Here is a 13,110-nt window from a genome sequence, read left to right on the forward strand (position 1 = left end):
CCGGGATGTCCGGGATCCGGTCGGCGGGGTTCCAGTCCGGAGTGATCGTAGTTTAGGTTAGCCTTACCTTATTGGCTAGCCCTGGAGGGGTCCCCCATGCCCTCGTCGAGACAGGCGTGCGCCCTCGCACGCGCCGGATCCGTGGCCGTGCTGACCGCACTCGTCGGAGCGCTGCTCCCGACGGCCGCCGCCCACGCCGAGAGCCGCACGGTTCAGGGCGGACGGCTCGACTGGGGCATCAAATCCTCCTTCCAGAGCTACGTCACCGGGCCCATCGCACAAGGCGGTTCGACGCTCCAGGGCGGGGCCGCCACGGTCGGCGGCAGCCAGTTCCGCTTCCACTCGGCGAAGGGGGCGTACGACCCGGACAGCGGCGCGTTCAGCGCCGGCTTCTCGGGCGGGGTGCGCTTCACCGGGCACAAGAAGGGCGGCGGCTACGAGCTCGACCTCACGATCAGCCGCCCCACGGTCCGGATCTCCGGCGGCTCCGGCACGCTCTACGCCGACATGGTCAGCAAGGCGAAGGGCACCGGCAAGGTCACCTCGACGGCACAGGTGCCGCTCGCCTCGCTCAACATCTCGGGCATCGACATGAAGGGCGGCACCGGACCGATCGCCCTCACCAACCTGCCCGCGACGCTCACGTCACAGGGCGCCAAGGCCTTCGCCGGGTACTACACGGCCGGCACCGCGCTCGACCCCGTGAGCCTGTCGACGGACCTCGTCGCGAAATCCGGCCCGGCGAAGCCGTCCGGGAAGCCCGCCGACAAGAAGGACGGCAAGGGCGAGAAGTCCGGCGAAGGGAAGAGGACGAAGGCGGGCCGCATCGAGGACGCCGCCGTCGACTGGGGCGTGCGCCGCACCTTCCGCGAGTACGTCACCGGGCCCATCGCCAAGGGCGAGTGGAAGCTGTCCGCCGGTGCCCGCGACGGGGGCGCGCTCTTCCGCTTCCCCGCGGGCGAGGGGTCGTACGACGAGAAGAGGCAGACCCTCGACGCGGACTTCGCCGGAGCCGTCCGCTTCACCGGGAAGCACGGCCTCGACCTGACGCTCAGCGAGGTCGCCGTCGAGGTGAAGGACGGCAAGGGCACGCTCTCGGCGGACGTCGACAGCAGGGGCGACCGCGGTGTCGCCCTCAAGAACGCCCCGCTGATCACCTTCGCCGCCGAGGAGCTGAAGCCCGAGGACGGCCTCGTCGCCCTCACCGAGGTGCCGTCGAAGCTCACCGCCGACGGGGCCAGGGCGTTCGGCGGCATGTACAAGGCGGGCTCCGCCATGGACCCGCTCTCGCTCGCCGTGGCCCTCGACTCTGACGCGAAGCTGCCCGCGCTGCCCGACCTCGGCTCGTCCGCCGAGGCCGCCCCGCGCCCGGCGAAGTCCGATGAGCCGAGGACGGAGAACGCCGCGCGGTCCTCCGACTCCTCCTCGAACGCCGTCCCGATCGCGGTGGGCGCGGGCGTCGCGGTGCTGCTCGCCGCGGCGGTCGCCCTCGGAGTCGTACGCAAGAGGCGCACGGCGCAGGACGCCTCGGGTTCCACGGGCGCCTCGGACTCCACTGGCACCTCGGGTTCCACGGGCACCGCGGGCTCCAGTGGTGCCTCGGGCCCCTCCGACGCCTGAGACGCGACGACCGCCGTCACTTCCCCCGCCCCTCCCTCTCCCTCTCACACCCCAAGGAGAACCCTGATCATGGCCGCCACCCGCCGCCCCATAACTCTCGCGGCAGCCGTCGCCACCGCCGTCGCCCTCGGCGCGAGCGCCCTGACCCTGCCGGCGCTCGCCGCCGACGGGGACAAGGCCGCCCCGCCGAAGCTGGAACTCAAGAACGGCACGCTGGAGTGGGGCGTGAAGGAGTCCTTCCGCAAGTACGTCACGGGCATCGCCCTGGGCACGATCGAGACCACGGACGGCGCCGAGCAGGCCCCGGGCAACGGGGTGTTCACGTTCACCGGGGGCAAGGGGACGTACGACACCGGGACGCACGCCACCGACACCGCCTTCAAGGGAGGCGTCCGCTTCACCTCCAAGGCCCACCGGTTCGACATCAGCGTCGCCGACGTGAAGGTCCGTACCGAGGGCAAGGCCGGCGCGATCCAGGCCGACGTGACCCTCAACGGCGCCACCCAGAACGACATCGACCTCGCCACGCTCGACCTGAGCGCGGTCCGGCCCGGTCAGGGCGAGGGCGGCGCGATGACCTTCAAGGACATCCCGGCGGCGCTCACCGCGGACGGCGCCAAGGCCTTCAACAACATGTACAAGGAGGGCGAGAAGCTCGACCCGGCGACGCTCACGGTGACGGCGGGCGGGCCGGTGACCGAGCAGCCCACGAAGCCGCCGCAGCCCACCGGGAAGCCGACGGAGCAGCCGACCGGGCAGCCGACCGGGTCCGCGAAGCCCACCGGGTCCGCGAAGCCGACGGAGGGTCCCACCGGGTCCGCGAAGCCGACCGGGAACCCCACCGGCGAGCCGACCGACGGCGGCACCGGCAAGCCCGCGGAGGGCATCGTCGACGGCAGCCTCTCCTGGGGCCTGAAGGAGTCCTTCCGCACCTACATCTCCAGCGGCGGCAAGGTGACCGTCGCGGGCGGCGCCAAGAAGGTCTCCGGCGGATTCTCGTTCCCCTACGCCAAGGCCGACGTAAACGCCGACGCCAAGAAGATCGACGCGTCCTTCGGCGGCAGCGTGCGCTTCGCGTACCAGGCGCACGGCATCGACATGAAGTTCAGCGACCTCAAGGTCCGCGCGAACGGCGCCAAGGGCACGCTGCTCCTCGACGTCACCACGCCCAAGGGGACCAACAACGACGTGGAGTTCGCGACGCTCGACCTCTCCAAGGTGTCGTACGAGAAGAAGGACGGCGTCGTCCTGCTCGACAAGGTCCCCGCGGCCTTCACCGCGGCCGGCGCGCGGCAGTTCGCGAACGGAGCCGTCGGCTCCATGTACAAGGAGGGCCAGAAGATCGACCCGGTCACGGTCGCGCTGTCCTCGTCGGCGGGCGCCGAACTGCCGTCCGGCGGCGGGGCGGGCGAGGAGGCGGCGGGCGGCTCCGGGACCGGCACCGGCACCACGGGCGCGGGCTCGGTGGGCGGCGGCGGGACGGTCGGCGGCTCGGGGGCGCTGGCGTCCACCGGCGCGTCGGTCCCCTCGGTCGCGCTGCTCGGCGTGGCCGGGGTGGCGCTGGCGGCGGGCGCGGGCGCGGTCGTCGTGGCACGGCGGCGCCGGGACGCCGAGGCGGTGTGACGTCGCGGGGGCGCGGAGACGTGATGCTTCAATGCCCGGGTGACTGAACCATTCGACGTACAACCCTTCGACGTCCTCCGCGTCTTCTGCGGGCCCGACGGTCGGCACGGCAACGAACTCGGTGTCGTGCGCGACGGGGCCCGCCTGCCCGTCCGGGAGGACCGGCAGGCGTTCGCGGGCAAACTCGGCTTCAGTGAGACGGTGTTCGTGGACGACCCCGAGCGCGGCGTCATCGACATCTACACGCCGACCCTGCGGCTGCCCTTCGCCGGACACCCCTGCGTCGGCACGTCCTGGCTCCTCGACGTGCCCGAACTGGTCACGCCCGCCGGGGTGGTGGAGGCCCGCCAGGACGGCGAGTTCAGCTGGATCACGGCCCGCGCCGAGTGGGCGCCGCCCAGGACGCTGCGCCGGTACGGGACGGCCGCCGAGGTCGACGCGCTCGACGTGCCGCCGCCGGGGGAGTGGATCTACGCCTGGGCGTGGGAGGACGAGGCGGCGGGCCGGGTGCGGGCGAGGGCGTTCCCGGGCCGGGACGACGGCATCGACGAGGACGAGGCGACGGGCGCGGCGGCGCTGCTGCTCACCCATGAGCTGAGCCGCGCCCTCAACATCACGCAAGGACGCGGCTCACAGATCCTGACGGCGCCGGGGCCGGAGGGGTTGATCGAGGTGGGGGGACGGGTGCGGTTGGCGGAAGCAGGCTGATTCGGATTCGGCCCCTCCGGCGCATCGGGAATGTCAGCCCATCCGGCGTTTGAGGAGCGGGAGTCCGGGGGCAGCGCCCCCGGGACGGCACACCGTCAGGCGGTCAGCGGAAACTCGTCCCCCAGCTCACGGAACACTGCCGTATTCAAAGCGAACGCGCGCTTGCACTCGTCGACGATCCGCTTCTTCTCCAGCTCGTCCGTGACCACCGCGTCGACGCCGTCGAGCAGCTCGCGGTAACCCCGCTTGAACGCGGCCGGGTTGGGGATCCCCTCGAACACGTAGAACCGCACGCCGTCGCCCTTGCGCGCGAAGCCCCAGGTCTGCTCGGCCCTGCCCCGGATGATCTGGCCGCCGGAGAGGTCGCCGAGGTAGCGGGTGTAGTGGTGGGCGACATAGCCGCCGGGCCAGGTGCGCGCGCACTCCGCGACCCGTGCGGCGTACGCCGCCGTGGCGGGCAGCGGGGTCAGGCCGTCGCGCCAGCCGGCGCCCCGCAGGTGCGCGAGGTCGCGCTCCAGCTCGCTCACGCGCTCCAGCTCGGGCTGTATGAACGGTCCCGCGACGGGGTCCTCGCGCAGGGACTGGGCGCCGTCCTCCAGGGCGCGGTACACGAACCAGAGCTGCTCCGTGTAGCGGGCGTAGGCGTCGACGCCCAGTTTGCCGCCGAGCAGGTCGCTCATGAAGGACGAGGTCTCCGCTTCGGTGTGCTGCTCGTGGGACGCGGTGCGGATGACCGTCGAGAAGGGCGTGAGCGGCGTGTCCATGCGGGACCTCCAGGAGGGAGCCGAGGAATGACGGGATGGCCGGGAACCGGCGCGACCCCTGCCGCAGATCATGGCAAGTTAGGCTTACCTAAGTCAACTGGTTCCCGACGTCCTGTCGGTAAAAAAGCTACCCGCTCACGGTTCAGGGAACCGTAAGGAACTGGATCTCCCGAGAAGCGGTCCGGAGCGCGCTCCGGAGCGGACTCCGCGGCGCGCTCCGGACCGGGCTCCGGGGCTCCGGGACTGTCTCGGAGCAGGGTCAGGGCAGCGTCAGGATGTCCGCCCCGGTGTCCGTCACCACCAGCGTGTGCTCGAACTGCGCGGTGCGCTTGCGGTCCTTCGTGACGACGGTCCAGCCGTCCTCCCACATGTCGTACTCGTGCGTGCCGAGCGTCAGCATCGGCTCGATCGTGAACGTCATGCCGGGCTGGATGGTGGTCGTGGCGTGCGGGCTGTCGTAGTGCGGGACGATCAGGCCGGAGTGGAAGGACGAGTTGATGCCGTGGCCGGTGAAGTCGCGGACCACGCCGTAGCCGAAGCGCTTGGCGTACGACTCGATGACGCGGCCGATGATGTTGATCTGGCGGCCCGGCTTGACGGCCTTGATGGCGCGGGCGAGGGACTCGCGGGTCCGCTCGACGAGGAGCCTCGACTCCTCGTCGACGTCGCCGACGAGGTAGGTGGCGTTGTTGTCGCCGTGCACGCCGCCGATGTACGCCGTGACGTCGAGGTTGATGATGTCGCCGTCCTTGAGGACGGTGGAGTCCGGGATCCCGTGGCAGATGACCTCGTTGAGCGAGCTGCACAGCGACTTCGGGAAGCCCCGGTAGCCCAGCGTCGAGGGGTAGGCGCCGTGGTCGCACATGTACTCGTGCGCGACGCGGTCCAGCTCGTCGGTGGTGACGCCGGGCGCGATGTGCTTCGCGGCCTCCTCCATCGCACGGGCGGCGATGCGGCCCGCGGTGCGCATCAGCTCGATGGTCTCGGGGGTCTGCACCTCGGGACCCGTGTACGGGGTCGGGGCGGGTTTCCCGACGTACTCCGGGCGCCTGATGTTGCCGGGTACGGAACGGATGGGAGAGAGCTCCCCTGGTACGAGCAGTGACTGGCCAGACATGCCAGCGAGTCTAGCCAGCCGTGGTGGGGCAGCATGGCCTCAGAGAGCGGGACGAAAGGAGCGGGGCATGGCACTGTTCAAGAAGAGGACCGTCGGCAAGCCGGGCGAGTGGTACTACTGCCTGGAGCACCGGCGGGTCGAGGAGGGCCCGGACTGTCCCGGCAAGGACCGCATGGGCCCCTACGCCTCGCGCGAGGAGGCGGAGCACGCGATGCAGACCGCTCGGGAGCGGAACCTGGAGTGGGAGAACGACCCGCGCTGGCACGATTCCGCTGCGCGGGGCGAGGACGACGCCTCCTAACCCGGCGCGGCCGGGCACCTCCCACGGCTCCGCCGCGGTTTCCCCGCCCACCCACCCGTTTACCCGGCACCGCTTGGCCGCGGTAGGGGCACGGGGTGGGCCTGCACCGCGACGCCTGGTCGTCGCAGGGGCCGGGGGAGGGGCGCCTGCCGCTGCCCGGTTGCTGTGCAGGGGCCGGGGTGGGCTCGCGTCGCGAGGTTCGGGTGCTGTAGGGCCCGGCGGCCCGCGCCGCGAGGTTTCGGGTGCTGTGGGGCCCGGCCGCCCGCGCCGCGACGTTCGGTTGCCGTAGAGGCCGGGTGGGCTCGCGTGGTGATGTGTCGCGAGGGACTGGTGGGTCCCCACCACAGTGTGATCCCCACCCGCCCACTCGCCCGCCCACTCACCTGCCCACCCACCCACTCACCTGCCCACCCACCCACTCACCTGCCCACCCACCCACTCACCTGCCCACCCACCCACTCACCTGCCCACTCGCCTGCCCACCCGCCCACCACGGGCCGTGGGTGGGAAAGGGCGGGTGGGTGGGGAGGATCCGCCGCGGAGCGGCGGGGCAGGGTGCGTGGAGGAGCCGGGCGCGTGACGCGGCGCCGAGTCCGCGACGTCGGACGGCACCGCGTCGTACAGCGGCGGCACGCCGAGGCGCCGGGCATCGAGCTGCACAGGGGCGGCACGCCGAGGCGCCGGGGACGTGGCGTGAGGGCAGAGCGAGGTGCCGGCGCACGGCGTGGGGTCAGAGCGAGGCGCCGGCGCACGGCGTGGGGTCAGAGTGGGGTGCCGCGCACGGCGCGGGGTCAGGGCGCGGCCGGCTCCGGCTCACCGGTATCCGTCCGCGCCCGCCGCCGCACCGCATCGGGATCCGTCGACGCGTCGTACGAGATGAGCCGCGGCAGCACCGCCGCGAGCACGCCGACCGAGGCCACGCAGGCCAGACCGCCCGACCAGATCGCGGGCCGCGTCCCCGTCCAGCCCGCCGCCGCGCCCGCGCGGACCTGCCCCAGCTGCGGCCCCACGCTGTAGGAGAGGACCTCGATCCCGGCGAGGCGCCCCCGCAGCTCGTCGGGGATCGTCTGGTTCCAGATCGTGGAGCGGCCCAGCCCGCTGAGCATGTCGCCCGCACCCGCGACCGCCAGGCACGCCAGGACCACCCACACGTTCGAGAACCAGCCCGCCGCCGTGATCGCGAGGCCCCAGCCCGCCGCCCCGAACACCACGAGCAGCCCGTGCCGCCGCACCCGCGACGTCCAGCCACTGGTGAGGCTGAGCATCAGGGAGCCCACCGCCCCGGCCGCGTACATCAGGCCGAGCGACCACTCGGCGTCCAGCTCGTCCGCGAGGAACGGGAAGATCGTGTTGGGGAAGGCGAAGAACATCGCCGCCATGTCGATCGCGTACGTACCGAGCAGCACCGGCCGCGACCACGCGTACCGCGCGCCCTCGGCGAGCCCCTTCAGCGACGGCTTCTCCGCGTCGTGGGCGGCGGGCGCGGGCGAGAGCCGGGTGCACAGGAGCACGGAGACCGCGAAGCCGACGATGGTGATCGCGTACGCGGACGCGTGCCCGGCGTACGCGACGACCAGGCCCGCCAGGGACGGGCCCGCGATGGCGCCCACGTTCCAGCGCAGCGAGTTCAGCGCGGCGGCCGCCGTCAGCTGGTCGTGCGGCACGATCCGCGCCATCAGCGAGTCCAGCGCGGGCCGCTGGAGGCCCGCCAGCGCGGAGACGCCCGCCGCGACCACGTACAGCGGCCACAGCAGCGGGTCGGGCAGCAGCGCGTTCACGAGCAGCACCGCGGCCAGCACGCCCAGCGCCGCCTCGGTCAGGAGGATCACCTTGCGCCGGTCCACGGCGTCGGCGAGCGCGCCGCCGTAGAGCCCGAAGACGATCAGCGGTACGAGTTCCACCGCGCCCATCGCGCCGACGGCGACCGGCGAGTCCGTCAGCTCCTTGATCTGGAGCGGCAGGGCGACCATCGCCATGAAACTGCCGAAGTAGGTGACGAGACCCTGCACCCACAGCAGCCGGAAGTCACGGGTGGAACGCCAGGGCGAGAGGTCGGGCAGTATCGCGGAGAGAGGCACGAGAAGCCATGCTCAGCTGCGACCCGTGTACCGGGCAAATCAATTTCCACGAGCGGAGCGCGCCACTCACCGCAGCTCACCGGCGCTCCCTTCACGCCGTCCCCTTCGCGGCGCCCCCTTCACCGGCGCTCTCCTCACCACCGCGTCGGCGGCGGCGCGGTCAGCTGGTCGGCCAGGCGGGACAGCCGGTCGCGCAGCCGCCTGCGGCCGCGCGCCTCGGGCAGCGCGTTCTCCCCGGCCGCCGCGCTCACCAAGTGCTGGACCGTGTCCAGGTCGAGGTCCGGGCTCGGCGGCACCGACAGCGCCTCGTGCGCCAGCGCGGCCAGGTCCCGGTCCCCGGAGTCGAGCGTGAGGACCGTCGCCCCGGCCTGGCGCGCGTCGTGCACGCGCGCCAGCAGCTCCTCGCCCGGCGCGTCCGGCGCCACCACGAGCAGTGTCTCGCCGCGCCGCGCCGCCTCGATCCGGCCGAGCCCGGTCGACAGATGGGCCGGGTCCTCGGCGAGCACCCGGTGCCGTACGAGCGTCGGGGTCAGCTCCGGCGTACCCGACCAGGCCGCCTCGTCGACCAGATGCGCGGCCAGGTGCCAGGGCTCGTACGCCCGCGTCCCCACGAGCAGCAGCCCGCCGCCGTGCGGCACGACGGAGGAGCGCAGCGCCCCCGCGAAGCGGCGCGTGGCCCCCAGCCACTCGGTCCCGGCGAGCACTTCGCGCAGCAGCGCGACCCGTACGGCGTCCATGGCGCCGCATCCTGCCCCAACACACCACTCGTGACCCGGAGTTCACCCGGAATTCCCCCGCACCGGGGAAGGGCGGGGGATGACTGCTGAGACATCTGTTCCCTTCCGGGCGGGCCGCGAGGGGTACGCGAGCTTCCGCATCCCCGCCGTCGTCACCTCCGCCGCCGGCACCGTCCTCGCCTTCTGCGAGGGCCGCGTCGGTTCCCAGGAGGACTTCGGCAACATCGACGTCGTCCTCAAGCGCTCCGCCGACGGCGGCCGCACCTGGGGCCCGCTCCAGATCGTCGGCAAGAACGGCGCCGACCTCGCGGGCAACCCCGCCCCGGTCGTCCTCGACACCGGACGCGTCCTCCTCGTGCACGTCAGGAACGCCGCCTCGGCCACCGAGGACGCCATCCGCCGCGGCACCGTCTCCGCGGCCGACGGGCGCCGCGTCTGGGTGCAGCACAGCGACGACGACGGCCTCACCTGGTCGACGCCCCGCGAGATCACCGCGCAGGTGAAGAAGGCCACCTGGCGGTGGTACGCGACCACGCCGGGCCACGCCCTGCAACTGGCCGGCGAGCACGGCGGGCGCACCGGCCGCGTCGTGGTGCCCGCCAACCACTCCCTGCCGCCCACCGGCTCGGACAACGGCACCGAGGGCAAGTACAACGGCGGCCACTGCCTGCTCAGCGACGACGCCGGCGCGACCTGGCGCATCGGCTACATCGACGACAACCCCGACAACTACATCAACGTGAACGAGACCACCGCCGCCGAACTCCCCGACGGACGGCTCTACTTCAACACCCGCAACGACTCCCCGGCCCCCGGCAACCGCGCCGACGCCCACTCCGCCGACGGCGGCCGCAGCCTGGTCAAACGCTTCCGGCCCCAGGCCTGCCTCACCGGCCCCGTCGTCGAGGGCAGCGTCCTGCAGCTCCGCGACCCCGACGTCCTCCTCTTCTCCGGCCCCGCCGACCCGGGCTTCCGCGCCCTGATGACCGTGCGCCGCTCCACCGACGCCGGCACCACCTGGCAGGTCGCGCACACCGTCGACGGACTCCCGGCCGCGTACTCCGACCTCGTGCGCCTCGACGAGGAGACCGTGGGACTGCTCTACGAGACGGGGGACTTCAGTGCGTACGAGACGATCTCGTTCCGCCGGATACCGGTCGCGGACCTGGTGTGACGCACAGGTGTCCAAGGATTCCGTACGGCTGAGTAAGGTCGCGGTATGACCTCTACCGACAGTGTGCAGAAGGCCCCCGCCAAGGACCCCTGGGAGCTGCCCGACGTCTCCGGGCTCGTCGTCGGCGTGCTCGGCGGCACCGGTGACCAGGGGCGCGGGCTCGCCTACCGGCTGGCCCGCGCGGGCCAGAAGGTGATCATCGGTTCGCGTGCGGCCGAGCGGGCGCGGACCGCCGCCGACGAGCTGGGCCTCGGCGTCGAGGGCGCCGACAACGCGGAGTGCGCGCGGCGCAGCGACATCGTGATCGTCGCCGTCCCGTGGGAGGGCCACGGGAAGACCCTGGAGTCCCTGCGCGAGGAGCTGAGCGGCAAGCTCGTCGTCGACTGCGTCAACCCGCTCGGCTTCGACAAGAAGGGCGCCTACGCCCTCAAGCCCGAGGAGGGCAGCGCCGCCGAACAGGCCGCCGCCCTGCTGCCCGACTCCCGCGTCACCGCCGCCTTCCACCACCTGTCGGCGGTGCTCCTCCAGGACGCGTCCATCGAGGAGATCGACACGGACGTCATGGTCCTCGGCGAGAGCCGCGCCGACACCGACGTGGTGCAGGCGCTCGCCGGCCGCATCCCCGGCATGCGGGGCGTCTTCGCCGGGCGGCTGCGCAACGCCCACCAGGTCGAGTCGCTGGTCGCCAACCTCATCTCCGTCAACCGCCGCTACAAGGCGCACGCGGGGCTGCGGGTCACCGACGTCTAGCCACGTGCGGGCGGGGGCGGGGCATGGGGGACACTGGACGGCGTACGAAACGCCGTAATACGACGTACGGAACGCCGTAATCCGGAACCGACAGGAGCCGACCCCATGCCCCGCCTCGCTCTGTACGCCCTCGTGGTCTGCGCGCTCGCCGTCACCGCGGCCGTGATCTCCTTCACGCGGGGCAGCTTCCTCGGCATCGTGTGGGTGCTGCTGGCCGGGCTCTCCTCGAACATGGCGTGGTTCTACCTGCGCAGGGAGAAGGCGCGGCGGGCCGCCTCCGGCCCGGCTACTGGCTGAGCGACGGCGGGACCTCCGCCGGGCCGTCCCAGAACCTGTACAGCTTCTGGCCCCAGTAGCTGTCCCACTCGCTGACGCCGAGGCCGCGCAGGACCGCGTCGATCGCGTCGAAGAACACGTGGTTGACCTCCGGGATCCACAGCACCGCGAAGACCGCGAGGAGCCCGAACGGCGCGAACGGCTCCACCTGGCGGCGCACCTTGTACGACAGCCAGGGCTCGATCACGCCGTACCCGTCCAGGCCCGGGACGGGCAGGAAGTTCAGGATCGCCGCCGTCACCTGGAGCAGCGCAAGGAACGCGAGCGCGTAGCGGAACGCGTCCGGGACGCCGTCCAGGGCGCCCAGCCAGAACGGCGCCGTGCAGACGACCGCGAAGACGACGTTCGTCAGCGGTCCCGCCGCCGAGATCAGGCTGTGCTTCCAGCGGCCCCTGATCCGGCTCCGCTCGATGAAGACCGCGCCGCCGGGCAGGCCGATGCCGCCCATGATCACGAACAGTACGGGCAGCACGATGCTGAGCAGCGCGTGCGTGTACTTGAGCGGATTGAGGGTCAGATAGCCCTTCGCGCCGATGGAGATGTCGCCGCCGTGCAGGGCCGTGCGCGCGTGCGCGTACTCGTGCAGGCACAGGGAGACGATCCAGGCGGCCGTCACGAACAGGAACACGGCGACGCCGGGGTTGTCCGCGAAGCCGGTCCAGGTGGCCCAGCCGGAGACCGCGGTGACGGCGGCGATCCCCAGGAAGACGGGGCTGATCCGTCGGTCGCTGCGGCGGGTGGGGGCGGTGGTCATGGGGTGGGGCTCCTGGGTGACGGCGGTCGGCGTGCCGACCGTACCGGGCTCTTGGCGAAAACGTCTCGCACATGCCGTGGAGTTCCGAGCAGGCTGGGGGCATGGCGCTGCGGACCGTGAACATGAACGTGAACGTGATGTACCAGGACTGGCAGATGGAGTGCTGCGGGGAGCCGTTCGGGGTGGGGGACGAGGTGGCCTGGCCGCTGCGGGTCGACACGTCCGGGTGGGGCGCGGAGTGGGCGGCCGAGCTGACCGTGCTCGAAGGCGCGGTGGAGTCCCTCGGGGGCGGGCCCGTGGTGCGGGTCGACGGGGTGACGGTGCCGGTGCCGTTGCCGGTGGGCGGCAGGAAGAAGTGGCCTCCGCGGGCGCGTCTTGAGGGGCTGCTGTCGGTGGAACGGCACGGGGGGAAGTGGCCGGACACGGTGGGCCGCGTCCGCGGCATCCAGGTGGTGACCCACACCTTCGCCGACGCGACACGCGTCCCCGGCGAACGCGCGCTGCGCCGGGTGGACCGCTGCCCGAAGTGGTTCAAGCCCCAGCCCCCGGACGCACGGGGGCGGCGACGGGAGGAGGTGGGGGCACTGGTGTCCTTGGAGGTCACGGCACCGGGCGTGGCCGCGGAGCCTGGCGGGGGCGCCTAGGGCGGGGCGCCTTGGGTTCGTCTTGGGGGCGGGTGCGTGGGCGTCTGCGCCTTGGCGGTCTGCGCGGTCGCTTCGTCTGTGGGGCGGGGCCGTGGGCGTCTGGCGGGGCGCCTTGGGCTGGGGCGCCTCTTGTCCGTCTGTGGGGCGGGGCCGCGGGGGTATGTGCGTACTCGCCATCCCTGCGCCCCGCCTCAAGTCCAAAGGCGCCAGTGTGTGCTCAGTGCTCCGTTCGCACATACCCCCACGTCCCCTCGGGAGCGTTTGCGGGCGCGGCCCGGTGGGGGCGGGCCGGTGGCTTTCCCCGCTGTGGGCAGGCGTTCCGCAGGGCGGAACGGGTGGGCACAGCCCCCGGTGCCGGGTGGCGACAAGTGTGGCTCCAGCCCCGGCGCAGCCGGACGGTGCCGGGCGGCGGGAAAGGTGGCTCCAGCCCCGGCGCAGCCGGACCGTGCCGGGCCGCGATGAAAGTGGCGCCCGCCCCGGCGCAGGCGGGGCACAGAACCCGGC

Annotated in this window: 13 protein-coding genes; 8 read left to right on the forward strand and 5 right to left on the reverse strand. The window is 72.6% G+C overall.

What is annotated here, in order from left to right:
• Window positions 1-96: 96 nt before the first annotated feature.
• From AB0L89_RS03385 to AB0L89_RS03395, 3 genes are all read left to right on the forward strand, one after another.
• Window positions 97-1,620 (forward strand): HtaA domain-containing protein, encoded by a 1,524-nt coding sequence (locus tag AB0L89_RS03385; protein ID WP_365133434.1) that lies wholly within the window; start codon window positions 97-99, stop codon window positions 1,618-1,620.
• A 69-nt stretch (window positions 1,621-1,689) separates the two neighbouring features.
• Window positions 1,690-3,243, forward strand: coding sequence for an HtaA domain-containing protein (locus AB0L89_RS03390; RefSeq protein ID WP_365133437.1), 1,554 nt, complete (start codon window positions 1,690-1,692; stop codon window positions 3,241-3,243).
• A gap of 39 nt (window positions 3,244-3,282) precedes the next feature.
• A complete protein-coding gene (locus tag AB0L89_RS03395) occupies window positions 3,283-3,951 on the forward strand; it encodes a PhzF family phenazine biosynthesis protein (protein WP_365133440.1) in 669 nt (222 codons plus the stop codon).
• 95 nt (window positions 3,952-4,046) lie between these two features.
• On the opposite strand, the gene AB0L89_RS03400 is transcribed toward AB0L89_RS03395, so the two are convergent.
• Window positions 4,047-4,715, reverse strand: a complete 669-nt coding sequence (locus AB0L89_RS03400) for a biliverdin-producing heme oxygenase (protein WP_365133443.1) — start codon at window positions 4,713-4,715, stop codon at window positions 4,047-4,049.
• A 259-nt stretch (window positions 4,716-4,974) separates the two neighbouring features.
• Window positions 4,975-5,832, reverse strand: a complete 858-nt coding sequence (map, locus tag AB0L89_RS03405; RefSeq protein WP_365133445.1) for a type I methionyl aminopeptidase — start codon at window positions 5,830-5,832, stop codon at window positions 4,975-4,977.
• Between the two features lie 67 nt (window positions 5,833-5,899).
• Between map and AB0L89_RS03410 the strand changes: the two genes are divergently transcribed.
• Window positions 5,900-6,133 (forward strand): hypothetical protein, encoded by a 234-nt coding sequence (locus tag AB0L89_RS03410; protein ID WP_365133448.1) that lies wholly within the window; start codon window positions 5,900-5,902, stop codon window positions 6,131-6,133.
• Window positions 6,134-6,924: 791 nt separating this feature from the next.
• Here the strand turns inward: AB0L89_RS03410 and AB0L89_RS03415 are convergent.
• Both AB0L89_RS03415 and AB0L89_RS03420 read right to left on the reverse strand, forming a co-directional pair.
• A complete protein-coding gene (locus AB0L89_RS03415) occupies window positions 6,925-8,211 on the reverse strand; it encodes an MFS transporter (protein ID WP_365133451.1) in 1,287 nt (428 codons plus the stop codon).
• A 134-nt stretch (window positions 8,212-8,345) separates the two neighbouring features.
• Complete coding sequence (locus AB0L89_RS03420) at window positions 8,346-8,948, reverse strand: hypothetical protein (RefSeq protein WP_365133454.1); 603 nt, start codon at window positions 8,946-8,948, stop codon at window positions 8,346-8,348.
• A gap of 79 nt (window positions 8,949-9,027) precedes the next feature.
• Here AB0L89_RS03420 and AB0L89_RS03425 point away from each other — a divergent pair, with 79 nt between their 5' ends.
• The 3 genes from AB0L89_RS03425 to AB0L89_RS03435 all read left to right on the forward strand — a co-directional run bounded on the left by AB0L89_RS03425 (window position 9,028) and on the right by AB0L89_RS03435 (window position 11,169).
• On the forward strand, window positions 9,028-10,122 hold the full coding sequence (locus AB0L89_RS03425) for a sialidase family protein (protein WP_365133457.1): 1,095 nt from the start codon (window positions 9,028-9,030) through the stop codon (window positions 10,120-10,122).
• 45 nt (window positions 10,123-10,167) lie between these two features.
• Complete coding sequence (npdG, locus tag AB0L89_RS03430) at window positions 10,168-10,872, forward strand: NADPH-dependent F420 reductase (RefSeq protein WP_365133459.1); 705 nt, start codon at window positions 10,168-10,170, stop codon at window positions 10,870-10,872.
• 105 nt (window positions 10,873-10,977) lie between these two features.
• Entirely contained in the window at window positions 10,978-11,169 is a 192-nt protein-coding gene (locus tag AB0L89_RS03435) for a hypothetical protein (protein ID WP_365133462.1), read from the forward strand.
• On the opposite strand, the gene AB0L89_RS03440 is transcribed toward AB0L89_RS03435, so the two are convergent.
• Window positions 11,159-11,962 carry a site-2 protease family protein gene (locus AB0L89_RS03440; protein ID WP_365133465.1) on the reverse strand — a complete coding sequence of 268 codons (804 nt, stop codon included), beginning with the start codon at window positions 11,960-11,962 and terminating at the stop codon, window positions 11,159-11,161. The genes AB0L89_RS03435 and AB0L89_RS03440 overlap by 11 nt on opposite strands.
• A gap of 101 nt (window positions 11,963-12,063) precedes the next feature.
• On the opposite strand from AB0L89_RS03440, the gene AB0L89_RS03445 reads away from it, so the two are divergent.
• A complete protein-coding gene (locus AB0L89_RS03445; RefSeq protein WP_365133467.1) occupies window positions 12,064-12,606 on the forward strand; it encodes a DUF6578 domain-containing protein in 543 nt (180 codons plus the stop codon).
• Window positions 12,607-13,110: the final 504 nt, after the last annotated feature.

The organism is Streptomyces sp. NPDC052114, assembly GCF_040680155.1.
GTDB lineage: Bacteria > Actinomycetota > Actinomycetes > Streptomycetales > Streptomycetaceae > Streptomyces.

What these genes read in the sequence shown, in the direction of transcription:
- AB0L89_RS03385 (WP_365133434.1), top strand. Translation starts at nt 97, where the DNA reads ATGCCCTCGTCGAGACAGGCGTGCGCCCTCGCACGCGCCGGATCCGTG.
- AB0L89_RS03390 (WP_365133437.1), top strand. Translation starts at nt 1,690, where the DNA reads ATGGCCGCCACCCGCCGCCCCATAACTCTCGCGGCAGCCGTCGCCACC.
- AB0L89_RS03400 (WP_365133443.1), bottom strand. Translation starts at nt 4,715, where the DNA reads ATGGACACGCCGCTCACGCCCTTCTCGACGGTCATCCGCACCGCGTCC.
- map (WP_365133445.1), bottom strand. Translation starts at nt 5,832, where the DNA reads ATGTCTGGCCAGTCACTGCTCGTACCAGGGGAGCTCTCTCCCATCCGT.
- AB0L89_RS03410 (WP_365133448.1), top strand. Translation starts at nt 5,900, where the DNA reads ATGGCACTGTTCAAGAAGAGGACCGTCGGCAAGCCGGGCGAGTGGTAC.
- AB0L89_RS03420 (WP_365133454.1), bottom strand. Translation starts at nt 8,948, where the DNA reads ATGGACGCCGTACGGGTCGCGCTGCTGCGCGAAGTGCTCGCCGGGACC.
- AB0L89_RS03425 (WP_365133457.1), top strand. Translation starts at nt 9,028, where the DNA reads ATGACTGCTGAGACATCTGTTCCCTTCCGGGCGGGCCGCGAGGGGTAC.
- npdG (WP_365133459.1), top strand. Translation starts at nt 10,168, where the DNA reads ATGACCTCTACCGACAGTGTGCAGAAGGCCCCCGCCAAGGACCCCTGG.
- AB0L89_RS03435 (WP_365133462.1), top strand. Translation starts at nt 10,978, where the DNA reads ATGCCCCGCCTCGCTCTGTACGCCCTCGTGGTCTGCGCGCTCGCCGTC.
- AB0L89_RS03440 (WP_365133465.1), bottom strand. Translation starts at nt 11,962, where the DNA reads ATGACCACCGCCCCCACCCGCCGCAGCGACCGACGGATCAGCCCCGTC.
- AB0L89_RS03445 (WP_365133467.1), top strand. Translation starts at nt 12,064, where the DNA reads ATGGCGCTGCGGACCGTGAACATGAACGTGAACGTGATGTACCAGGAC.